Origin of the sequence: Streptomyces sp. NPDC005925 (assembly GCF_040638805.1) — a bacterium.
Taxonomy (GTDB): domain Bacteria; phylum Actinomycetota; class Actinomycetes; order Streptomycetales; family Streptomycetaceae; genus Streptomyces.
The window spans coordinates 1-23,024 of sequence record NZ_JBEXVL010000046.1 but is presented as its reverse complement, the minus strand read 5'-3'; the positions used below and the strand labels follow the sequence as shown (position 1 = coordinate 23,024).

Genomic DNA, 23,024 nt, shown 5'->3' with positions numbered 1-23,024 from the left:
GACGACACCGGGCACCCCGCTCGCCGCGGGGTGCCCGGTGTCGTCGTACGACCGGCGTCGTGAAGTGGAAGCCGTACAGCAGGTTAAGGAAAAACAGGGTAGGGAAAACCCTCTGTTTCTTCACAAGACCCGGTTCGGCGCCAAAGTGGCCACTACCCTGACGCGGAAAGTCACCTGTGCGCCGGCCGTACGAGGTGCGGGACCGTTCTCGAATGGTTCTTCCGAGCGGCCGTCCTGAGTGTGCGACAGGTCACTGCGCCGACCGGCGGGCATGCCGGATCGCAGCCTGCATTGCGGGCGCGTAACGCGCAATCGGTTTTTCGATCACGCACGTCCGGAATCCGGACACTTATCACCGATAGATGTGTAACAAGTCCGTTTCGCAGGGATCTTTCACCAAACCCTTTGTCCGGATTTTGGAAGATGTACACATCAGCTGTGATCGAACCGAGACCTCAGGAAGGTGGTTCGGTGTTGGCTCTTGGCAGATAGTTAGGCGCGTAGAGCTCGGATGAACGGGGCACGTGCTGCAGGCGGGGCGCCGACTCACGAGCGCGGGGTCACCCGACTATCTCCGGCATCGGCGACGGGCGGTTGCCGGAGAAATAGCGTGTGCACCCCTTTGCGGTGAACCAATGGACTCATGAGGAGGAACCCATGCGTGGTGCCAAGAGCGCCAAGTGGGTCGCGGGCGCGATAACCGTCGCTCTGGCTGCCACTGCTTGTGGCGGCAGCGACGATGACAGCGAGGGGCCGAAGAAGGGCTCAGGGCCCGCAGGCTACGTCTCGATCGACGTCGGCGAGCCGCAGAAGCCGCTGATTCCGGCCGACACCAACGAGTCCAACGGCTCGTACGTCATCCAGTCCCTGTTCACTCAGCTTCTGGACTTCGACGCCAAGGGCGAGATCGTCTACACGAACGCCGAGTCGGTCGAGACCGAGGACTCGAAGACGTGGACGGTCAAGCTGAAGAAGGGCTGGAAGTTCCACAACGGCGAAGCCGTCACGGCCAAGTCGTACGTCGACGCGTGGAACTGGTACGCCAACATCAAGAACAACCAGCAGAACTCGTTCTGGTTCGCCGACATCAAGGGCTACGACGACGTCCACCCGGAGAAGGGTGACCCGAAGGCCGACGCGATGTCCGGTCTGAAGGTCGTGGACGACACCACCTTCACGATCGAGCTGAACGCGCGCGTCCCCTACTTCAACTACAAGCTGGGATACGCCACCTGGGCGCCGCTGCCCAAGGTGTTCTACGACGACCCGAAGGCCTTCGGCCAGAAGCCGGTCGGCAACGGTCCCTACAAGTTCGAGAAGTGGGACCACAAGAAGCTCATCCAGGTCAAGGCGTTCGCGGACTACAAGGGCCCGAACAAGGCCGCCAACAAGGGTCTGCAGTTCAAGAACTACTCGACCCTCGAGGCCGCCTACAAGGACGTCGTCTCCGGCAACCTGGACATCATCCGCCAGGTCGGCCCGACGGACCTGCCGAAGTACAAGCAGGACCTCGGTGACGGCGCCATCGAGCAGCCGTACGCGGCCATCCAGTCGCTGGTGCCGGCGTTCTACAGCAAGACGTTCAAGGACATCGACCCCAAGGTGCTGCAGGGTCTGTCCATGGGCATCGACCGGGACACGATCACCAAGACCGTCCTGAACAACACCCGCACCCCGGCCACGAGCTTCACCCCGCCGCAGGTCAAGGGCAACCAGGACCTGGGTACGGACGTGTTCACGTACGACCCGGCGAAGGCCAAGAAGCTCATCAAGGAGGGTGGCGGCGTCCCGGGCAACAAGTTCACCATCCAGTACAACAGCGACGGCGGCCACAAGGAGTGGGTGACCGCGGTCTGCGAGTCCATCCGCAAGGCCACCGGCGTCGACTGCGTCGGCGACCCGAAGCCGGACTTCGCCACGGACCTCGAGGCCCGTGACAACAACGAGGTCAAGGGGATGTACCGCGGTGGCTGGGTGGCCGACTACCCGGTCAACGTGAACTTCATCAAGGAGCTCTACCACACCCACGCCGAGTCCAACAACGGCCGTTTCTCCGACAAGGAGATCGACTCGCTGATGGCGGAGGGCGACAAGGCCGAGTCCCTGGAAGAGTCCGTGAAGGCCTACCAGGAGGTCGAGAAGAAGCTTCTCGAGAAGATGCCGGCCATCCCGCTCTGGTACTACCGCATCAACGGCGGCCACGGTGAGTCGGTCGACAACGTCCACGTCGACTTCCACGGCGACATCGAGCTCGCCCAGGTCACCGTCAAGTAAGAGGTCATGGGCCTCAACGTACTCGGCCGTTGATCGCCGCCGCCTCCTGGGCGGCGGCGGGAGGCCGAGGGGGGCCGTTCTTTCGAGAACGGCCCCCCTTCGGCCGTAGCAAACCCCTCACGGAGGCACGCATGGGGCGTTATGTCGCGCGACGACTGCTCCAGATGATCCCGGTATTCATCGGGTCCACCTTGTTGATCTTCCTCATGATGTACGCCCTGCCCGGTGACCCCGTCAGAGCGCTCATGGGAGATCAGTCGTTCGACCCCGCGGTCGTCGCGAGCATCAGAAAGGATCTCGGCCTCGACCAGCCCATCTGGCAGCAGTACGCCAACTACCTGGTCGGTCTGGTGCAGGGCGACTTCGGCACGGAGATAGCCAGCCAGCGACCCGTCGCCGACATCATCTCCGACGCGTTCCCGGTCACCATCCGGCTCACGCTGTTCGCGTTCGCCTTCACGGTCCTCGTCGGTGTCGGCCTCGGCATCGTCGCAGGCCTGCGCCCGGACACGCTCCAGGACCGCGGCCTGCTGACGCTGACCCTGATCCTCATCTCGATGCCGTCCTTCGTGCTGGGCTTCCTGATGCAGTACCTCTTCGCGTTCCAGTGGCAGGTGACCACGCCCACGGTGCGCGACTCCGAGAGTTTCAGTGAACTGCTGCTGCCCGCCATGGTGCTGGGCTCCCTCTCCCTCGCCTATGTGGCGCGTCTGACGCGCACCTCGATGGCGGAGAACCTGCGCGCCGACTACATGCGCACAGCCGTGGCCAAGGGCCTGCCCAAGCGCCGTATCGTCGGCGTGCACCTGATGCGCAACTCGCTCATCCCCGTGATCACGTTCCTCGGTACCGACATCGGCAACCTGATGACGGGCGCCATCGTCACCGAGGGCATCTTCAACGTGAAGGGCGTCGGCAACGCCATCTACGAGGCGCTCATCCGCCGCGAGGGCGCGACCGTCGTGGGCATCGCCTCGCTGATCGTCCTGGTCTACCTCGCCACCAGCCTGCTCGTCGACCTGCTGTACGCGGTCCTGGACCCGAGGATCCGGTATGCCTGACAACACGGCCGAACCCGAGAAGAGCGTCACCGGCCGGCCGGTGACCGCCAAGGACCCGGTGCCCGCCGCCACGGTCGTCGAAGCGGGCGCCTCGGCCGCCAAGGCGCGCAGCCTGTGGACCGACGCCTGGTACGACCTGCGCCGCCGGCCCATGTTCCTGGTGTCCTCCGCGCTGATCGTGCTGCTGGTGGTCATGTCGGTCGCGCCGGGCCTGTTCACCAACGCCTCGCCGCGCGACGCCGACCTGGCCGCCCACTACCTCCAGCCGCCGCACTGGGGCGACTTCTTCTCCGCGGACTGGCTCGGCTACGACGGCCAGGGCCGCTCCATCTACGCCCGCATCATCTACGGCGCCCGGGCCTCGATCCTCGTCGGCGTCGGCGTCACCGTCATGGTGACCGTGCTCGGCACGGTCATCGGCATGATCGCCGGCTACTTCGGCGGCTGGCTCGACAGCCTGCTGTCCCGCATCACCGACGTCTTCTTCGGCGTTCCGTTCCTGCTGGGTGCCCTGGTCGTCCTGACCACCTTCGAGAACCGCACCGTCTGGGTCGTGATCGTGGCGCTGGCCTTCCTCGGCTGGACCTCGATCGCCCGAGTCGCCCGCGGCGCGGTCATCACCGTCAAACAGGCCGACTACGTCGTCGCCGCCAAGGCGCTGGGTGCCCCCACCAGCCGCATCCTGTACCGGCACATCCTGCCGAACGCGCTCGCGCCGATCATCGTCGTCGCGACCATCGCGCTGGGCGGTTACATCGCGGCCGAGGCCACGCTGTCCTTCCTCGGTGTCGGTCTCGCGGAGCCGACGGTCTCGTGGGGTGTGGACGTGTCCACCGGCCGCCAGCAGCTGCGCAACGCGCCGTTCACCTTGATCATCCCCTCGGTGATGGTCTCGATCACGGTGCTCTCGTTCCTCATGTTCGGCGATGCGGTACGCAACGCCCTCGATCCCAAGCTGCGCTGAGGGAGGCGTACGTGACCATCATCGACGAAACGGCCGGCAGCCCCGCGCCGGACGGCGCGCAAGGCGCGGGCCGTCCACTCCTCGAAGTCCGCGACCTGCACGTGGAGTTCCACACACGTGACGGTGTGGCCAAGGCCGTCAACGGGGTCAGCTACTCGGTCGACGCCGGCGAGACGCTCGCCGTGCTCGGCGAGTCAGGCTCCGGCAAGTCCGTGACCGCGCAGGCGATCATGGGCATCCTCGACATGCCGCCCGGCCGCATTCCGAAGGGGGAGATCCTCTTCAAGGGCCAGGACATGCTGAAGATGTCCGGCGAGGAGCGCCGCAAGCTGCGCGGCCGGAAGATCGCCATGATCTTCCAGGACGCGCTGTCCTCGCTCAACCCCGTGCTCTCGGTGGGCTATCAGCTCGGCGAGATGTTCCGCGTGCACCAGGGCCTGTCCAGGAAGGACGCCAAGGCCAAGTCGATCGAGCTGATGGACCGGGTGAAGATCCCGGCCGCCGCGGCGCGGGTGGGCGACTACCCGCACCAGTTCTCCGGCGGTATGCGCCAGCGCATCATGATCGCGATGGCGCTGGCCCTGGAGCCGGACCTGATCATCGCCGACGAGCCCACCACGGCGCTCGACGTGACGGTGCAGGCCCAGGTCATGGACCTGCTGGCGGAGCTCCAGCGCGAGTACCACATGGGCCTGATCCTCATCACCCACGACCTCGGCGTGGTCGCCGACGTCGCGGACAAGATCGCGGTGATGTACGCGGGCCGGATCGTGGAGCACGCCCCGGTCCACGAGCTGTACAAGCGCCCGGCGCACCCGTACACCAAGGGTCTGCTGGAATCGATCCCGCGCCTGGACCAGAAGGGCCAGGAGCTGTACGCGATCAAGGGCCTGCCGCCGAACCTGACGCGCATCCCGGGCGGCTGCGCGTTCAACCCGCGCTGCCCGATGGCGCAGGACATCTGCCGTACGGACGTTCCGCCGCTGCACCTCGTCACCGAGCAGGACGGGGGCGAACTGGCGGGCCGTGCGTCGGCGTGCCACTTCTGGAAGGAGACGATCCATGGCTGAGGCCAGCAAGCACGACGAGCCGGTCGACGCCACGCCGAACGTCTCCGAGGTGGACGTCGTGAAAGCGCCGTCGGAGACGGCGGCGGTCGCCGCCATCGAGGCGCCGGTCGAGCGCGGCGAGCCGATCCTCCAGGTCCGCAACCTGGTGAAGCACTTCCCGCTCACCCAGGGCATCCTCCTGAAGCGGGAGATCGGCGCGGTCAAGGCCGTCGACGGGATCTCTTTCGACCTGTACCAGGGCGAGACCCTGGGCATCGTGGGCGAGTCCGGCTGCGGCAAGTCGACGGTGGCCAAGCTCCTGATGAACCTCGAGCGGGCCACGGCCGGCGAGATCTTCTACAAGGGCCAGGACATCACCCGGCTGTCGGGCCGTGCCCTGAAGGCGGTCCGCCGCAACATCCAGATGGTGTTCCAGGACCCGTACACGTCGCTGAACCCGCGCATGACGGTCGGCGACATCATCGGGGAGCCCTTCGACATCCACCCCGAGGTGGCCCCGAAGGGCGACCGGCGCAAGCGCGTCCAGGACCTCCTGGACGTCGTCGGCCTGAACCCGGAGTACATCAACCGCTACCCGCACCAGTTCTCCGGCGGTCAGCGCCAGCGCATCGGCATCGCCCGCGGCCTGGCCCTGAACCCCGAGATCATCATCTGCGACGAGCCGGTCTCCGCGCTGGACGTGTCCGTCCAGGCGCAGGTCATCAACCTGATGGAGCGACTGCAGGACGAGTTCAACCTGTCGTACCTCTTCATCGCGCACGACCTGTCGATCGTCCGGCACATCTCGGACCGGGTCGGCGTGATGTACCTCGGCAAGATGGCCGAGATCGGCACGGACGAGCAGATCTACGACCACCCGACGCACCCGTACACCCAGGCGCTGCTGTCGGCGGTCCCCGTCCCGGACCCGGAGGCCCGCGCCCACCGCGACCGGATCATCCTCACCGGTGACGTGCCCTCCCCGGCCAACCCGCCGTCGGGCTGCCGCTTCCGCACCCGGTGCTGGAAGGCGCAGGACAAGTGCGCGCAGGAGGTGCCCCTGCTGGCGGTCCCGGAGCGCTTCAAGGGCGAGGACACCCCGGCCGCCCACGAGTCGGCCTGCCACTTCGCCGAGGAGAAGGACGTGGTCCACGGGGCCTGACGCCGCTCCTCCGATCTCCACCCGGTTCCCGGCCTCCCGTCAGGGGGTGCCGGGAACCGGCGTTTTCCGCCCGTGCCCCGGACCGCCGTACCGGGGACCCGTACGGCGGGAGTGCACGTGCGCGGTGCGTCTTCCGGGTCGATATTGGCCGGAAGGATCAGTGCTACGGCGCTGCCGGCAGCGCACCCCTGCGCACGTACGAGGAGGCACCCATGCGCGGAGCCACGCACCCCACATGGGCCGCTTGCGCGGTGGTCACGGCCCTCGCGGCGACGGCCTGCGGCGGGGGAGGGGGCAGTGGCGGAGGGGAGGGCGACGCGGGTGCGGTGCTCAGCTCCTCCTGGGGCGACCCGCAGAACCCCCTGGAGCCGGCCAACACCAACGAGGTGCAGGGCGGCAAGGTCCTCGACATGGTCTTCCGCGGCCTGAAGCGGTACGACCCGGAGACCGGCGAGGCCAAGGACATGCTCGCCGAGAAGATCGTCACGAAGGACTCGCAGACCTTCGACGTCACCGTCAAGAAGGGCTGGACCTTCAGCAACGGCGAGAAGGTCACCGCCAAGTCCTTCGTGGACGCCTGGAACTACGGCGCGAGCCTGAAGAACAACCAGAAGAACGCGTACTTCTTCAGCTACATCGACGGCTACGACAAGGCCCACCCCGAGGACGGCGGCAAGCAGAGCGCCGAGACCCTCTCCGGCCTGAAGGTCACCGGGGAGCGCACCTTCACCGTCCGGCTCAGCCAGAAGTTCTCCACCTTCCCCGACACCCTCGGCTACAGCGCCTTCGCCCCGCTGCCGCGTGCCTTCTTCACACACCACGACGCCTGGATCGCCAAGCCCGTCGGCAACGGCCCGTACACCGTGCAGTCGTACACCAAGGGCTCGCAGATGTCGCTGCGCACGTGGGCGGGGTACCCCGGCCCCGACAAGGCGCGGAACGGCGGCGTGGACCTCAAGGTCTACACCGACAACAACACCGCCTACACCGACCTGCTGGCCGGCAACCTCGACCTCGTGGACGACGTGCCCGCCGCGCAGCTGAAGAACGTCGGGAAGGACCTCGGGGACCGGTACATCAACTCGCCCGCCGGCATCATCCAGACCCTCGCCATCCCCTACTACGACAAGAACTGGGGCAGGGCCGGCATGGAGAAGGTCCGCAAGGGCCTGTCCATGGCGATCGACCGCGACCAGATCACGAAGACGATCTTCCACGGCACCCGCACCCCGGCCACCGACTGGACCTCCCCGGTGCTCGGCAAGGAGGGCGGCTTCAAGCAGGGGCTGTGCGGCGACGCCTGCGCGTACCAGCCCGCCGAGGCGAAGAAGATGATCAAAGAGGGTGGCGGCCTGCCCGGCGGCCGGGTCAGCATCACCTACAACGCGGACACCGGCTCCCACAAGGAGTGGGTCGACGCGCTCTGCAACTCCATCAACAACGCCGTCGGCAACAACCGCGCCTGCGTCGGCAACCCCGTCGGCACCTTCGCCGACTTCCGCAGCCAGATCACCGACAAGAAGATGAGCGGCCCGTTCCGCGCCGGCTGGCAGATGGACTACCCGCTCATCCAGAACTTCCTCCAGCCGCTCTACTACACCAACGCCTCCTCCAACGACGGCAGGTGGAGCAACAGCACGTTCGACAAGCTCGTCGACCGGGCCAACGGCGAGGCCGACCCCGCGAAGGCCGTCTCGCTGTTCCAGCAGGCCGAGGGGGTCGTCCGCGACAACATGGCCGCCATCCCGCTCTGGTACCAGAACGGCAGCGCCGGCTACTCCGCGCGGCTGTCGGACGTGAAGCTCAACCCGTTCAGCGTCCCCGTCTACGACCAGATCAAGGTCGGCTGAGGCGGCGTTATGGGACGGTACGTCGCGAGGCGTCTGCTCCAGATGATCCCAGTGTTCGTGGGCGCCACCCTGCTGATCTTCCTCATGGTCAACGTCATGGGCGACCCGGTGGCGGGCCTGTGCGGCGACCGGGAGTGCGACCCGGCGACGGCCGCCCAGCTCAGGAAGGAGTTCGGCCTCGACAAGCCGGTCTGGCAGCAATACCTGACGTACATGGGGAACGTCTTCACCGGCGACTTCGGCACCGCCTTCAACGGCCAGCGGGTCACCGAGCTGATGTCGACGGCGTTCCCCGTCACCATCCGTCTCACCCTCGTCGCGATCGTCTTCGAGATCGTCATCGGCATCACCCTGGGCGTCGTCACCGGCCTGCGCCGCGGCCGGCCCGTCGACACGACGGTCCTGGTGTTCACCCTCGTCGTGATCTCCGTGCCGACCTTCGTCACCGGTCTGCTGCTCCAACTGCTGCTCGGCGTGCAGTGGGCCTGGATCAAGCCGTCCGTGTCGACGGACGCCACCCTGGACGAGCTAGTCGTCCCCGGCCTGGTCCTGGCGTCGGTGTCCCTCGCCTACGTGACCCGCCTGACCCGCACCTCCATCGCCGAGAACCGCCGCTCCGACTACGTCCGCACGGCCGTCGCCAAAGGCCTGCCGCGCCGCCGTGTCGTCACCCGCCACCTGCTGCGCAACTCGCTCATCCCGGTCGTCACCTTCATCGGGTCCGACGTGGGCTTCCTGATGGGCGGCGCGATCGTCACCGAGCGGATCTTCAACATCCACGGCGTCGGCTACCAGCTCTACCAGGGCATTCTCCGCCAGAACACGCAGACCGTCGTCGGCTTCGTGACCGTCCTCGTCCTCGTCTTCCTGGCCGCCAACCTCCTCGTCGACCTGCTGTACGCCGTACTCGACCCGAGGATCCGCTATGCCTGAGCAGCCGCACGACCCGGACGGCGCCGTCGCCGGGACCGGAATGGGCGGTGCCATGGACCTCGCCACCAGCGAGGGGGAGTCCCTGGAACGCGGCCCCGGCGGCCCCGGGGAGCCCGGCACCGGCGAGCGGGGCGGAGCGCGCAGTCTGTGGTCCGACGCCTGGCGCGACCTGCGCCGCAACCCCGTCTTCCTCCTCTCCGGCCTGCTGATCGTCTTCCTGGTCGTCATCTCCCTGTGGCCGTCGCTGATCGCCTCGGGCAACCCGCTCACCTGCCGGCTGTCCAAGGCCCAGGAGGGCCCCCAGCCCGGCCACCCCTTCGGCTTCGACGGCCAGGGCTGCGACGTCTACACCCGCACCGTCTACGGCGCCCGTACGTCCGTCACGGTCGGCGTCCTCGCCACGCTCGGGGTGTCCGTCCTCGGCAGCGTCCTCGGCGCTCTGGCGGGCTTCTTCGGAGGGTTCTGGGACTCCGTCCTGTCCCGCATGACCGACGTGTTCTTCGCGATCCCGGTCGTGCTCGGCGGCCTGGTCCTGCTGTCCGTCGTCACCAGCAACACCGTCTGGCCGGTCATCGGGTTCATGGTGCTGCTGGGCTGGCCGCAGATCTCCCGCATCGCCCGCGGCGCCGTCCTCACCGCCAAACAGAACGACTACGTGCAGGCCGCCCGCGCCCTCGGCGCCTCCAGCACCCGCCTCCTGCTGCGCCACATCACCCCGAACGCCGTGGCGCCGGTGATCGTGGTCGCGACCATCGCGCTCGGCACGTACATCTCCCTGGAGGCCACGCTCTCCTACCTCGGCGTGGGACTGAAACCGCCTACGGTCTCGTGGGGCATCGACATCTCCGCCGCCTCCCCGTACATCCGCAACGCCCCGCACGCCCTGCTGTGGCCCTCCGGAGCGCTGGCGGTCACCGTGCTGGCGTTCATCATGCTCGGCGACGCGGTGCGCGACGCCCTCGACCCGAAGCTGAGGTGAGCCGCCGTGCTGCTCGAAGTGCGCGACCTGCACGTGGAGTTCCGCACCCGCGACGGCGTCGCCGGGGCCGTCAACGGCGTCACCTACGGCGTCGACGCGGGCGAGACCCTGGCCGTGCTGGGCGAGTCCGGCTCCGGCAAGTCCGTCACCGCCCAGGCGATCATGGGCATCCTCGACATGCCGCCCGGCCGGATCACGTCGGGCGAGATCCTCTTCCAGGGCCGTGACCTGCTGAAGCTGAAGGAGGACGCGCGCAGGAGGATCCGTGGCGCCGGCATGGCGATGATCTTCCAGGACGCGTTGTCGTCCCTGAACCCCGTGCTCCCGGTGGGCGACCAGCTCGGCGAGATGTTCGTCGTGCACCGCGGCACGTCCCGGAAGGAGGCCCGCGCCAAGGCCGTCGAGCTGATGGACCGCGTCCGCATCCCGGGCGCGAAGGAGCGCGTGCGGCAGTACCCGCACCAGTTCTCCGGCGGCATGCGCCAGCGCATCATGATCGCCATGGCGCTGGCCCTGGAACCGGCGCTCATCATCGCCGACGAGCCCACCACCGCCCTCGACGTCACCGTCCAGGCCCAGGTCATGGACCTCCTCGCGGAACTCCAGCGCGAGTACGGCATGGGCCTCGTCCTCATCACCCACGACCTGGGCGTGGTGGCCGACGTCGCCGACCGGATCGCGGTGATGTACGCGGGCCGGATCGTCGAACAGGCCCCTGTGCACGACATCTACAAGGCCCCCGCCCACCCCTACACGCGCGGCCTGCTGGACTCCGTGCCCCGCCTCGACCAGAAGGGCCAGGAGCTCTACGCCATCAAGGGCCTGCCGCCCAGCCTGCTGCACATCCCGCCCGGCTGTGCCTTCCACCCGCGCTGCCCGATGGCCCGGGACGTGTGCCGGACGGACGTACCGCCGCTGTACGAGGTGTCGGACGTGCGGGGCAGCGCCTGCCACTTCTGGAGGGAGTGCCTGCATGGCCCCGACGACTGAGCCCATCCTGGAGGTCATCGGCCTCGTCAAGCACTACCCGCTCACCCGGGGTGTCCTCTTCAAGAAGCAGATCGGCGCGGTGAAGGCCGTCGACGGCGTCGACTTCACGCTCCGCCGGGGCGAGACCCTGGGCATCGTGGGCGAGTCGGGCTGCGGCAAGTCGACGGTCGCGAAGATGCTGGTCAACCTGGAACGCCCGACGGCGGGTTCGATCCGCTACAAGGGCGAGGACGTCACCCGGCTGTCGGGCCGTGCCCTGAAGGCGGTCCGCCGCAACATCCAGATGGTGTTCCAGGACCCGTACACGTCGCTGAACCCGCGCATGACGGTCGGCGACATCATCGGGGAGCCCTTCGACATCCACCCCGAGGTGGCCCCGAAGGGCGACCGGCGCAAGCGCGTCCAGGACCTCCTGGACGTCGTCGGCTTGAACCCGGAGTACATCAACCGCTACCCGCACCAGTTCTCCGGCGGTCAGCGCCAGCGCATCGGCATCGCCCGCGGCCTGGCCCTGAACCCCGAGGTGATCGTCGCCGACGAACCGGTCTCGGCGCTGGACGTGTCGGTCCAGGCGCAGGTCATCAACCTGATGGAGCGACTGCAGGACGAGTTCAACCTGTCGTACCTCTTCATCGCGCACGACCTGTCGATCGTCCGGCACATCTCGGACCGGGTCGCCGTGATGTACCTGGGCCGGATCGTGGAGACCGGCAGGGACGCCGAGATCTACGACCACCCGACGCACCCGTACACCCAGGCGCTGCTGTCGGCGGTCCCCGTGCCCGACCCGGAGGCGAGGGAACGCCGGGAGCGGATCATCCTCGCCGGCGACGTCCCGTCCCCGACGAACATCCCGTCCGGCTGCCGCTTCCGCACCCGCTGCTGGAAGGCCCGGGAGCGCTGCGCGGTGGAGGTCCCGGCGCTCGCGGTGCCCGAGGAGTTCCGGCACACGGCCGGCCCCGCGGCCCACGACTCGGCCTGCCACTTCGCGGAGGAGAAACAGGTGGTCCCTCCGGAACCGGCGGGCGCGTGAGGCGCTTTCACGAACGAAGCCCGGCAACACGCCGGAAACCCGGCCGACCCGCTCCCGGTACACGGACGGGGCAGGCTGACCGGCGTACGGCCGTGCGGGTGCCGTGAACGGGCCGGGGCGGCGTCGTGCGCCCCGGCCCGTTGCCGCGCGGCGGCCCGTGGCCGTACGGGTGCGGACCGTGCCTACGCGAGGCCCAGCGACCGCTTCAGGAAGCCCAGCTGGAGCCGCAGCAGGTTCTCCGCCACCGTTTCCTGCGGGGTCATGTGGGTGACCCCGGACAGCGGCAGCACCTCGTGCGGACGGCCCGCGGCGAGCAGGGCCGAGGAGAGCCGCAGGGAGTGCGCCACCACCACGTTGTCGTCCGCGAGGCCGTGGATGATCATCATCGGGCGGTGCGGCCGGGCCGCGTCGACCAGCCCCTCGTCGTCGATCAGGGAGTTGCGCCGGTACACCTCCGGCTGCTCGTCGGGGTGACCGAGGTACCGCTCCTGGTAGTGGGTGTCGTACAGGCGCAGATCGGTGACCGGGGCGCCCACCACCGCCGCGTGGAAGACGTCGGGGCGGCGCAGGACCGCGAGAGCCGCCAGATAGCCGCCGAAGGACCAGCCGCGGACCGCGACCCTGCCGAGGTCGAGCGGGAAGTCACCGGCGAGGGCCTGGAGCGCGTCGACCTGGTCACCCAGGACGACGGCCGCCACGTCGTCCCGCACCGCCTTCTCCCAGGCGGGGGAGCGGCCCGGGGTGCCGCGGCCGTCGGCGACGATCACGGCGAAGCCCTGGTCGGCGAACCACTGCGAGGTCAGATGCGCGTTGTGCGCGGCGGTCACCCGCTGCCCGTGCGGGCCGCCGTACGGGTCCATGAGCACCGGCAGAGGGGCGTCCCCGGCGTAGTCCCGGGGCATAAGCACAGCGCATGGGATGCGGCGTGCGCCCCCCTGGGTGAGCGTCAGGCGCGGAGACATCCCGGGGTCCTCGGCGTACGAGGCGATCGTCGCGGCCGGCTTGCCGCCCCGCAGCACCTGGACGCGCGAGCCCGGCCGGTCGGGCGCCGCCGACACCAGCACGGTCACGTCCCCGGAACGCACCGCCGTGTGCACCCCGGGCTCCTGCGAGAGGCGCACGAAGCCCAGCTCGTTCACCCGGTACACATGCACCTCGCCGGTCTCCGGCTCGGCCGCCTCCTCGCCCGCCGACGCCTGGAGCAGCACGTCGTGGGCGGTCACGTCCAGTACGGCCCGCACGTGCAGCTGCGGTCCGGTGAGCGGCCGTTCACCCACCGCGAGTACCCGCGCGCCGCCCTCGTCGGCGATCCGCACGAGCTGTCCGGCCGGGCTCCAGCACGGAACACCGGTGAAGATTTCCAGCCAACTTGGATCTTCCTCCGCGTGCACCATCCGGGTCGCCCCGGACTCCGGGTCGACGGCCAGGAACAACTGGCTGCGCTGATCGCGCGCCTGCACCAGGAGAAGCGGCGCACCCGCCGCTGACCAGTGCACCCGCGCCAGATACGGGTAGCGGACCCGGTCCCACGAGACCTCGGTACGCGCCCCGTCGAGGCCGATGACGAACAGCCGCACGTCCGCGTTGGCCGTACCGGCCGCCGGATACGGGACGTGTTGTGGGTCACGTTCCGGTCGAGCCGGGTCGGAGATCCACCAGCGCCGCACCGGAGTGTCGTCCACGCGCGCCACGAGCAGCCGGTCGGACTCGGGTGACCACCAGAAGCCCCGCGGACGCCCCATCTCCTCGGCCGCGACGAACTCCGCGAGACCGTAGGTGACGCGCTCGCCGTCGGGCTCCACCAGCGCCCGGTCCGCCCCGCCCCCGGCCTCCACCACCCGCAGCGCACCCCGCGCGACGTAGGCGACGTGCCGCCCGTCGGGGGAGGGCCGCGGGTCGATCACCGGCCCCGGAACGCGCAGTTCACGGGCCGCACCGGCGCGCAGCCCGGCCGTGAACAGCCGCCCCGACAGTGCGAAGGACGCCAGTTCCACGGCCGCGTCGGTGGCGTACCCGACGATGCCGGCGCCGCCCTCACGGCTGCGCTCGCGGCGGGCCCGCTCCTCGGGCGAGAGGTTCTCCGAAACGCCGCCCAGCAGGGCCCGGGGGTCGGCCGCGACGCGCTCCGCGCCGTCCGCCAGGTCCAGCACCCGCAGCGAATGCGCCCTGTCGGTACCGGAACCGGAGCGCAGGAACGCGACCCGTTCTCCGTCGGGCGCCACGGTGAACGAACGCGGCGCGCCGAGCGTGAACCGCTGGGTGCGGGCGTGCCGCCTGGGAAAGGAGTCAGCCTCGGTCGTCATGCCCCGACCATATTGGCCATGCGCCCCCTTGTGTCGCCGTGCGCCGATCGATGCGCACGCACGGATAGTTATGATCGGTGGCGCACAGTGGGTAAGAACCTGCTGTCCCGTGTATCAACCCCCCGCGTCCCCTGGGTTCTTGGAGGTGAGCCGCCGTGGCACTCTCGATTTCGGCGGTGGTGCTGCTGGCGATCATCGTCTTCCTGCTGATCAAGAAGTCGGGGTTGAAGGGAGGCCACGCGGTCGTCTGCATGCTGCTCGGCTTCTACCTCGCTTCCTCGACCTTGTCGCCGACGATCAGCGACCTGACGACGAGCGTGGCGGACATGATCGGCAGCATCAAGTTCTGACGGCTTCTGCCGGCGACTGCCCTCGGCCGGGTCCCGGACTGCACCGAGTCCGGGACCCGGCCGAGGTCTGCGCGGCGCCGGGCCGGCCCTGCGGGGCGCAGGGCACGGAGCCGGCCCACGCGGTGCATCAGACCGAGGCGTCCTGACGGATTCGCGCGCCCCGGCGCCTCATAGGGTGGCCCCCATGACGGAACTGTCCTCCCCGGGTGCCGCCCGGCGTCTGCTGCTGGTGCACGCGCACCCGGACGACGAGTCGATCAACAACGGCGCGACCATGGCCCGGTACGCGGCCGAGGGCGCCCACGTGACCCTGGTCACCTGCACCCTCGGGGAACGCGGCGAGGTCATCCCGCCCGAGCTCGCACACCTGACCGGGGCCGCCCTCGGCGAGTACCGGCGCCGGGAGCTCGCCGAGGCGATGCGTGCCCTCGGCGTACGCGACGTCCGTCAGCTCGGCGGGCCGGGCCGCTACCGCGACTCCGGGATGATGGGCCTGCCCGACAACGACGACCCCGGCTGCTTCTGGCAGGCCGACGTCGACGAGGCCGCCGGCCGTCTCGTGGACGTCATCCGGGAAGTCCGGCCGCAGGTCCTCGTCACGTACGACCCCGACGGCGGCTACGGGCACCCCGACCACATCCAGGCCCACCGCGTCGCCATGCGGGCCGCCGAACTCGCCGAGGACGCGGGCCTGCCCCTCGCCAAGATCTACTGGAACCGGGTGCCCCGCAGCGTCGGAGAGGCCGCCTTCGCGCGGCTCGGCGACGACCTGCCCCGGCTGCCCTTCGACAAGGCCGGCGCCCTCGGTGACGTACCCGGTGTCGTGGACGACGAGCGGATCACCGCCGAGATCGACGGCACCGCCCACGCCGGAGCCAAGGCCGCCGCGATGCGCGCCCACGCCACCCAGATCACGGTCGCCGAGCCCTACTTCGCGCTCTCCAACGACCTCGCCCAGCCGCTGTTCACCACCGAGTACTACGAACTGGTCCACGGTGAGCGCGCCGCCGGGCTGCGGGAGACCGACCTGTTCGCCGGCACCGGGGAGGCGGCGGCATGAGCGACCGCACTCCCGCGATGGCCCGGCCGCTGCGCCCGCCGGCCGCCGGACGGGCCGCCGCCTACCTGTTCCTCTTCCTGCTCGGCGGGGTCGTCGCCCTCGCCGGGACGCTCGTGCAGGCCGCGTGGTTCCCGGGCGGCCTGCTGCTCGCCCTGGCCGCCGAGGCGGGCCTGTGCCTGGGCGCCGCGCGGGCCCTGAACAGCCGGGGCGGGGCAGCGGCCGCCGCGGGCGGCTGGATGCTCGCCGTGGTCCTGCTCACCGCCGGACGTCCCGAGGGCGACTTCCTGTTCGGCGCGAGCGGCGGCTCGTACCTCTTCCTGCTCGGCGGTATGGCCGTCGCTGTGATCTGCGCCACGCTCGTGCCCGTACGGCAACCCGCCGCGGCCCCCGCCCGACTTGGCAAGTGACGTACCACTTCGCCGTGAGACAGGCGTGGGAGTCCGGTGTGGGTTTCCCCAGCGGTCATGGGATACCGGCCAGGGGTGGCCAGTATGGTGGTGCGCGCCGCCGAGCTTCCCCCGAGTCCCCGAGTCCGCTCGGGCAGGGAAAGCCCCCCAGCGTGAGGTGACGTGACGGGCGGCGGAGCCAACTGGGAGAACCTGCCTTGAGTCGTGAAACTGACAGTCCGTCCACCGGGCCCAACGGGCGCGGCGGATCCGCCTACCCCTCGGGCACCCCGCCGTACGGCACCCCGACGGGCGCCGACGGCGGTGCGGAGGCGGGCCGTTCGGCCGCGCAGCCGGAAGAACGCAAGACCGAGACCCAGCTGACCACCCGGGTAAGGATCAACATCCCCGGGTCCCGGCCGATTCCGCCGGTCGTCGTGCGCAAGACCGTCGGGGACTCCGGTGGCGACAGGGCCGACCAGGACGCCGGGGCGCCGGCGTCCGCGTCCGCACCCGCGCGGGGTCCGGCCGGCGTCGCCGCGGAGGCTCCCGCCGGGCCCGGGCCGCAGGCCGAGGAGACGACCAGCGACTGGTTCGCGCCCCGCAGGTCCCCGGCGGCCAAGCCGTCGCAGGGCGGCGGCTCCGGCAGTGTCGCGGGCCTGCCGGGCGGTTCGGGCGGGGCCCAGGCCGGTTCCGGTGCGGGCCGGCCGTCGGCGGGGCGGCCCGGAGGCGTGGTCGGCTCCATGAGCGCGCCGGGCAGCGCGAACAGCCAACTCTCCGGTGCGACCGGCGGACCCGTGGCGCCCGGACACGGCGGCGGCACCGGCTCCTTCGACGTGACCGAGGCGCTCGGTTCGGGCCCGCTGGGCGGCGGCCCGCGCACCGGCCCCGACAGCGACGGACGCCGCGACGACCTGCCGTACTTCTCGGACGGCGAGCGCGGCGGCGAACACACCGGGCAGCAGCCCCGCCCCGGCCGGGACGGCTCCCGCGACTTCACCGCAGGTCCCGGCCCGGTCGGACCCACCGGCGGTCCGGTCACCGGCGACGGCCCGATGCCCGGCGGCCTCGGCGGCCCCGGCCTGATCTCCGGCCCCAGCAGCCTCACGGGCCCCGCCGCGTCCGGCCCCGGGCCCGGCGTGCCGGGCACCGTTCCCAGCAGCCTCACGGGCCCCGGCGAGTCCGGCTCCGGCCTCAGCGGCGGGCTCAGCGACGACACCGCGATCCTCACCCCGCAGAAGCCGGCCCCCGAACCCGACGGCCCCGGCTACGGCAACCCCGGCGACAACGTCTCCGGACACACCCTCACCAGCGGCATCCCCGTGATCCCGTCCGACCGGAACGCGCCCTACCGGCCCGGCGAGCCCTCCGACGAGAGCGCCCTGCGGCACACGCCCCCGCACCTGCCGGACCCGCCGGCCCCGCAGCAGTCGGGCGGCTCGTCCAAGCCCCGGAAGAAGGGCCGCAACAAGCTCGTCCTGCTCGGCGTCGGCGCGCTCCTCGTCGTCGGTGTCGCCTACGGCGCCGGGCTGCTCATGAACCGCTCCGACGTGCCCAAGGGCACCACCGTGCTCGGCCTCGACATCGGCGGGGGCACCCGGGACGACGCCGTCGAGAAGCTCGGCGCCGCGTTCGAGGACCGGGTGAACAAGCCGCTGAAGCTCACCGTGGACGGCAAGACCGTCGAGCTGACGCCGGACCAGGCGGGCCTGCAGTTCGACATGCAGTCCACGGTCGGCGCGGCGGCCGGAAGCGACTACAACCCGGTCTCCGTGATCGGCTCCCTGTTCGGCAACCACCGTGTCGTCGATCCGGTCATGCCGGTCGACGAGGAGAAGCTGTACGCCGCCCTGGAGGACGCGGCGGGCGGCGCCGGCTCCGTGACCGAGGGCTCCATCACGTTCCGGTCCGGCCGGGCGGTCCCCGTGTACCCCGAGGCGGGCGAGGGCATCGACGTCGCCGCCGCGGCCGAGGTGGTCCAGCAGGCCTACCGCAGCCAGGTCGGGACCGGCACCGCCCCCTCCGTGAACGTCCCCACGAGCGTCCAGCAGCCCAAGGTCTCCCGGGCCGAGGTCGACCGGATGATGAAGGAGTTCGCCGAGCCGGCGATGTCGGCCAACGTGACCGTGCAGACCGACGCGGCGCACTCCGTCCCGATGAGCCCGCAGAAATCCCTGTGGAAGTTCCTCCGGGTCGAGGCCGTCAACGGCAAGCTGGTCGAGAAGCCCGACCTGGACGCGCTGAAGACGCTCTACGGCGGCGCGTTCGACGACGTGCGCATCACCCGCGGCAACGGCGACAAGACCCCGGTCACCCCGCAGGACGTCTACGTCGCCCTCCGCCAGGTCCTGACGAACAAGACCGACCGCGTCGCCGTCATCCCGACCGACCCGAGCTGACGCACCCACCGCACGACGGCACCGGCGACGACGACGGCACACAGGGCATCCGGCACGCACCGGGTGCCCTGAGCCGTTCGCGCGGCCGGCCGGACCGGCCGCGTCAGTTCAGCTTGGCCCGCGCCACCCGCGCCTCCCCGCGCACCTTCTCGGCCGCGGCCTCGTCCACCGCCTCCACCAGCTCCGCGTACGCCTCCAGTTCGGCGGCGCCGGCGAGGAAGTCGCACCGCTGCACCAGCAGCAGCCCCCGCTCGTAGCGCAGCCGTGCCGGGTGCGCGGGCAGCCGCAGCGACAGGTCCAGCGCCCACAGCGCCACGTCGGAGCGCTCCGGCCGTGCGGCGGCCCAGGCGCGGATGTTGTGCAGGATCCGCCGTACGACCTCCAACGGCCGCGCGGGTTCCAGCGCCGACGCGTCCAGCGGCGCTCCCGTCGCCCCCGCGACCAGCAGCTCCGCGTCCGCCCCGGTCAGCAGCCGTCCGCCGTCGAACGGGTCCGCGAGCACCCGCTCCTCCGCCGCCCCGAACCCCACGACGAAGTGCCCGGGCAGCGCCACCCCGTACACCGGCGCCCCGGCCCGTCTGGCCACCTCCAGCCACACCACCGACAGCAGGATCGGCAGCCCGCGCCGCCGCCGGAGCACGTGCTGCAGGAGTGACGAGTCCAGCCGCCGGTAGTCCCCCGGCGTGCCGTGGAACCCGCACCGCTCGCCCAGCAGGTCCCGCAGCGCCCCGGCCCAGGCCCGCGGGCCGCCCGGCCGGTACGGCAGCAGCCCGGCCAGCCGGTCCAGCTCGACCTGCGCGGCGTCGAGCCCGGCGTCGTCCAGCGAGCCGTCCGCCGCCGCGCCGGTCAGCAGGCACAGCACCGACAGGTCGGGGCGCTCGGAGCGTGCCTCGGCGGCGAACCGGTCACGCAGTTCCGTGGCGCGTCGCGGGGGAGGGGGGAAGGGGGACGGCATGGCGGGGTGCCCTCTCACGGTGCTTCGTACCGGCTGTCGGCGCCGGATCCGGGCGCGCGGTAGTGGTGGTAGGCGTGATGCGCGGCGAAGCCCAGCCGGGCGTACAGTCCGCGCGCCGCCACGTTGTCCTCCTCGACCTGCAGCCAGGCGGCCGACGCGCCCTCGTCCAGGGCCCGCCGGGCCAGCGCCGCCATCACGGCCGTGGCCAGCCCCCGGCGCCGCAGCGCCGGATCGACCTCGACGGCCGCGAACCCGGCCCACCGGCCGTCCACCACGCACCGCCCCACAGCCGCGGGCACCCCGTCCCCGCCGTCCCCCGGCACCGTCGCGAACCACACCGAAGGACCGCTCCCCAGCACCTTCAGGGCCACCTCGCTCAGGCCCTCGCGCCGATAGCGCGCCAGCCACGCCTCGTCGGCCTCCCGCGCCAGCCCGGCCAGCGAGGGCTCGCCCACGTCGGCCACGGGCGCGAGCGCCCCGGTCCACAGCTCCGCGGTCACCTCCCGCACCCACCCGCGCCGCTGGAGCTCCGCGCACAGCGCCTCCTGCGTACCCGCCGCGCCGGTCGCGGCCTGCACGTAGGCGGGCAGGCCCCGCTCGCCGTACCAGCGGCGTACGCGGCTCAGCGCCTCGTCGAGCGGCACGCCCGGGTCGCCGAGCGGCAGCACCGAGCCGGCACGCCGGGTGAACCCGCCCGCCGCCCTGAGCTCCCAGCCGCCCAGCCGCTCGCTCTCGACCGGCCGCCAGGCCCGTGCCGAGACCAGGGCCAGCTCCTCGTACGAGGCGGCGGGCCCCCGGCGGCGCGCCGGGGCCGAAGGGACCACTTTGCCCGCCACCACCGTGGATTGCGGGATGCGCACCTTCTCGCCCGACCTGCGGGTGACGAGCAGCACACCATCTGTCCATGATGTGAGCACGCCGACCGTGTCGGTGAACTTCTCCGGTGTGCCCCCAGGTTCCCTCAAGCGCCTCACCGTCACCCGTTTGCCCACGTCAGCGGCGGTGATGCGGACCTCAAGTCGCCCGGCGGCCGAGAATTCCACAGGTCTGTTCACCCCTCCTGTTCGGATCATGCCCCGGAACGGAGATACTAGGGGCGGGCATCGACGACGCCGCGCTCCCGCGCGCCAGGCGGCGGAGCCTGAGGAGGCCCGCCAGCGCCCTACCGAGGAGGAACGACAGCGTGACCTACGTCATCGCGCAGCCTTGTGTCGACGTCAAGGACAAGGCGTGCATCGAGGAGTGCCCGGTCGACTGCATCTACGAGGGCCAGCGGTCCTTGTACATCCATCCGGACGAATGCGTCGACTGTGGGGCCTGTGAGCCGGTGTGCCCGGTGGAGGCCATCTTCTACGAGGACGACACTCCGGAGGAGTGGAAGGACTACTACAAGGCGAACGTCGAGTTCTTCGACGAGCTCGGCTCGCCCGGTGGCGCCAGCAAGCTGGGGCTGATCGAGCGTGATCACCCGTTCATCGCCGCCCTGCCGCCGCAGGCCCCCGCGGCCGAGTAACCCCGTAAGCGGCCCGCACCGCGCCGCCTCGGTCCCGTACGGCCCGTTCCCCGGGACGGCCGCACGGGACCGAGGCGTTTGCCGTCCGGGCTCGGGGCCGGCCGACCGGCCCCGACCGCACAGCACGAAAGCGAGCCAGAGAACGTGTCCGACCGCCGCCCGCCCGCCGCCCCCGCCACGCAGTCGCTGCGCGAGCGCCTCCCGGACTTCCCCTGGGACAGCCTGGCACCGTACAAGCAGAAGGCCGCCGCGCACCGGGACGGCATCGTCGACCTGTCCGTCGGCACCCCGGTCGATCCGGTGCCCGAGCTGATCCGGAAGGCGCTGACGGACGCGGCGAACTCCCCGGGATACCCGACGGTGTGGGGCACGCCCGAGCTGCGTGACGCGATCACCGGCTGGGTGGAGCGCCGTCTGGGCGCCCGCGACGTCACCCACCACCACGTCCTGCCCGTCGTCGGCTCCAAGGAACTCGTCGCCTGGCTCCCCACCCAGCTGGGCCTCGGCCCGGGCGACCGGGTCGCGTACCCGCGCCTGGCGTACCCGACGTACGAGGTCGGCGCCCGTCTGGCACGCGCCGAGTACGAGGCGTACGACGACCCGACCGAGCTGGACCCGGCCGGCCTGCGGCTGCTGTGGCTGAACTCCCCGTCCAACCCGACGGGCAGGGTGCTGGCCAAGGACGAGCTGACCCGGATCGTGGCGTGGGCCCGCGAGCACGGCGTCCTGCTGTTCTCCGACGAGTGCTACCTGGAGCTGGGCTGGGAGGCCGACCCGGTCTCGGTCCTGAACCCCGACGTCAACGGCGGCTCCTCCGACGGCGTCGTCGCGGTGCACTCCCTGTCCAAGCGCTCCAACCTGGCCGGCTACCGCGCCGCCTTCCTCGCCGGCGACCCGGAGGTCCTCGGCGCGCTCCTGGAGATCCGCAAGCACGGCGGCATGATGACGCCGGCCCCGACGCAGGCCGCGGTGATCGCGGCCCTGGGCGACGACACGCACGTGCGGGAGCAGAGGGAGCGGTACGCGGCCCGCCGCGAGGTGCTCCGCGAGGCACTGCTGCGGCACGGCTTCCGCATCGAGCACAGCGAGGCCGGCCTGTACCTGTGGGCCACGCGGGACGAACCGTGCTGGGACACGGTGGCGCACCTGGCCCGGCTGGGCATCCTCGTGGCGCCCGGCGACTTCTACGGCCCGGCGGGCGACCGCTTCGTCCGCGTGGCCCTGACGGCGACGGACGAGCGTGTCCGGGCGGCGGCGGAGCGGCTGGCCTCCGCGTGACAGCGTGCGCGTACACGGACGTGCGGTAGCGGCGCGCGTCCGCCCATGAACGAGCGGCGGGGCCCAGGCGGTGATCCTGGGCCCCGCCGCTGTGCGCACTCGGCGTGGGAGGCGGGGCCAGCCGAACGGCAGGTCCTTCGCGGGGAGACGGCCCGTCGGCAGGTTGCCGTCGGCCACCGGGTCGGCGGTGTCGCCCACGGTGTCAAGGCCCTGCGAGGCACGGGCCGTGGGACGGGGCGCGCTGTCACGGCGGCCGGCATGTACCCGTGGTCCTCCGCGGGCGATCATGCGACGCGTTGCCCTGCGCGGGTGGTGGCCCGACGGGACGAGAAGCGGCGCGCACCCTCCTCCGGTGGCAGGGAAAGCAACCCGGGCACGTGAGGTGTCGCACTAGGCACTGTCTGACAAACGATCTTGGGCGGGTTCGCGGAGCCAGAGGATGAGTGCCGCGAGGTGGAGTCCGGCCTTGTAGCGGGTGGCCAGTT

General features: G+C 70.9%; 20 protein-coding genes. 17 read left to right on the top strand and 3 right to left on the bottom strand.

Translation table 11 applies throughout. The features are described from left to right. From ABZ354_RS28020 to ABZ354_RS27970, 11 genes are all read left to right on the top strand, one after another. Positions 1 to 238: hypothetical protein (locus ABZ354_RS28020; protein ID WP_358661404.1), on the top strand; the 238-nt coding region annotated here is incomplete at its 5' end. Between the two features lie 419 nt (positions 239 to 657). After that, entirely contained in the window at positions 658 to 2,274 is a 1,617-nt protein-coding gene (locus ABZ354_RS28015) for an ABC transporter substrate-binding protein (RefSeq protein WP_358661402.1), read from the top strand. Between the two features lie 131 nt (positions 2,275 to 2,405). Next, positions 2,406 to 3,335, top strand: a complete 930-nt coding sequence (locus ABZ354_RS28010) for an ABC transporter permease (protein WP_358661400.1) — start codon at positions 2,406 to 2,408, stop codon at positions 3,333 to 3,335. Beyond that, the gene (locus tag ABZ354_RS28005; RefSeq protein ID WP_358661398.1) at positions 3,328 to 4,299 is read left to right on the top strand and encodes an ABC transporter permease; all 972 of its coding nucleotides are present in this window, start codon (positions 3,328 to 3,330) and stop codon (positions 4,297 to 4,299) included. The genes ABZ354_RS28010 and ABZ354_RS28005 overlap by 8 nt, the downstream gene beginning before the upstream one ends. Positions 4,300 to 4,310: 11 nt before the next feature. Further along, positions 4,311 to 5,369: an ABC transporter ATP-binding protein gene (locus ABZ354_RS28000; protein WP_358661397.1), complete on the top strand. Its 1,059-nt coding sequence runs from the start codon at positions 4,311 to 4,313 to the stop codon at positions 5,367 to 5,369. Beyond that, positions 5,362 to 6,510, top strand: a complete 1,149-nt coding sequence (locus tag ABZ354_RS27995; protein ID WP_358661395.1) for a dipeptide ABC transporter ATP-binding protein — start codon at positions 5,362 to 5,364, stop codon at positions 6,508 to 6,510. Before ABZ354_RS28000 ends, ABZ354_RS27995 begins: the two co-directional genes overlap by 8 nt. A 212-nt stretch (positions 6,511 to 6,722) precedes the next feature. Further along, entirely contained in the window at positions 6,723 to 8,360 is a 1,638-nt protein-coding gene (locus ABZ354_RS27990; RefSeq protein ID WP_358661393.1) for an ABC transporter substrate-binding protein, read from the top strand. 9 nt (positions 8,361 to 8,369) lie between these two features. Then, positions 8,370 to 9,293 carry an ABC transporter permease gene (locus ABZ354_RS27985; protein WP_358661391.1) on the top strand — a complete coding sequence of 308 codons (924 nt, stop codon included), beginning with the start codon at positions 8,370 to 8,372 and terminating at the stop codon, positions 9,291 to 9,293. Beyond that, entirely contained in the window at positions 9,286 to 10,272 is a 987-nt protein-coding gene (locus tag ABZ354_RS27980; RefSeq protein WP_358661389.1) for an ABC transporter permease, read from the top strand. The genes ABZ354_RS27985 and ABZ354_RS27980 overlap by 8 nt, the downstream gene beginning before the upstream one ends. A gap of 6 nt (positions 10,273 to 10,278) precedes the next feature. Continuing rightward, entirely contained in the window at positions 10,279 to 11,262 is a 984-nt protein-coding gene (locus ABZ354_RS27975) for an ABC transporter ATP-binding protein (protein ID WP_358661387.1), read from the top strand. Next, positions 11,246 to 12,295 (top strand): dipeptide ABC transporter ATP-binding protein, encoded by a 1,050-nt coding sequence (locus ABZ354_RS27970; RefSeq protein WP_358661385.1) that lies wholly within the window; start codon positions 11,246 to 11,248, stop codon positions 12,293 to 12,295. The genes ABZ354_RS27975 and ABZ354_RS27970 overlap by 17 nt, the downstream gene beginning before the upstream one ends. A gap of 182 nt (positions 12,296 to 12,477) precedes the next feature. On the opposite strand, the gene ABZ354_RS27965 is transcribed toward ABZ354_RS27970, so the two are convergent. Beyond that, a complete protein-coding gene (locus ABZ354_RS27965) occupies positions 12,478 to 14,598 on the bottom strand; it encodes a prolyl oligopeptidase family serine peptidase (protein ID WP_358661383.1) in 2,121 nt (706 codons plus the stop codon). A gap of 155 nt (positions 14,599 to 14,753) precedes the next feature. On the opposite strand from ABZ354_RS27965, the gene ABZ354_RS27960 reads away from it, so the two are divergent. From ABZ354_RS27960 to ABZ354_RS27945, 4 genes are all read left to right on the top strand, one after another. After that, a complete protein-coding gene (locus tag ABZ354_RS27960) occupies positions 14,754 to 14,948 on the top strand; it encodes a hypothetical protein (RefSeq protein ID WP_358661381.1) in 195 nt (64 codons plus the stop codon). A 184-nt stretch (positions 14,949 to 15,132) separates the two neighbouring features. After that, the gene (mshB, locus tag ABZ354_RS27955; RefSeq protein ID WP_358661379.1) at positions 15,133 to 16,008 is read left to right on the top strand and encodes an N-acetyl-1-D-myo-inositol-2-amino-2-deoxy-alpha-D-glucopyranoside deacetylase; all 876 of its coding nucleotides are present in this window, start codon (positions 15,133 to 15,135) and stop codon (positions 16,006 to 16,008) included. Beyond that, on the top strand, positions 16,005 to 16,415 hold the full coding sequence (locus tag ABZ354_RS27950; RefSeq protein ID WP_358661377.1) for a DUF6113 family protein: 411 nt from the start codon (positions 16,005 to 16,007) through the stop codon (positions 16,413 to 16,415). Before mshB ends, ABZ354_RS27950 begins: the two co-directional genes overlap by 4 nt. A gap of 197 nt (positions 16,416 to 16,612) precedes the next feature. Then, positions 16,613 to 18,793, top strand: coding sequence for a hypothetical protein (locus tag ABZ354_RS27945; RefSeq protein WP_358661375.1), 2,181 nt, complete (start codon positions 16,613 to 16,615; stop codon positions 18,791 to 18,793). Between the two features lie 103 nt (positions 18,794 to 18,896). Here the strand turns inward: ABZ354_RS27945 and ABZ354_RS27940 are convergent, their stop codons facing one another. Together ABZ354_RS27940 and ABZ354_RS27935 are read right to left on the bottom strand one after the other, a co-directional pair. After that, positions 18,897 to 19,748, bottom strand: a complete 852-nt coding sequence (locus ABZ354_RS27940) for a transglutaminase-like domain-containing protein (RefSeq protein WP_358661373.1) — start codon at positions 19,746 to 19,748, stop codon at positions 18,897 to 18,899. Between the two features lie 14 nt (positions 19,749 to 19,762). Further along, positions 19,763 to 20,791 (bottom strand): GNAT family N-acetyltransferase, encoded by a 1,029-nt coding sequence (locus ABZ354_RS27935; protein ID WP_358661412.1) that lies wholly within the window; start codon positions 20,789 to 20,791, stop codon positions 19,763 to 19,765. A gap of 140 nt (positions 20,792 to 20,931) precedes the next feature. Here ABZ354_RS27935 and fdxA point away from each other — a divergent pair, with 140 nt between their 5' ends. Beyond that, positions 20,932 to 21,261: a ferredoxin gene (gene fdxA, locus ABZ354_RS27930; RefSeq protein ID WP_358661371.1), complete on the top strand. Its 330-nt coding sequence runs from the start codon at positions 20,932 to 20,934 to the stop codon at positions 21,259 to 21,261. A gap of 144 nt (positions 21,262 to 21,405) precedes the next feature. After that, positions 21,406 to 22,539 (top strand): succinyldiaminopimelate transaminase, encoded by a 1,134-nt coding sequence (gene dapC / locus ABZ354_RS27925; protein WP_358661369.1) that lies wholly within the window; start codon positions 21,406 to 21,408, stop codon positions 22,537 to 22,539. Positions 22,540 to 23,024: the final 485 nt, after the last annotated feature.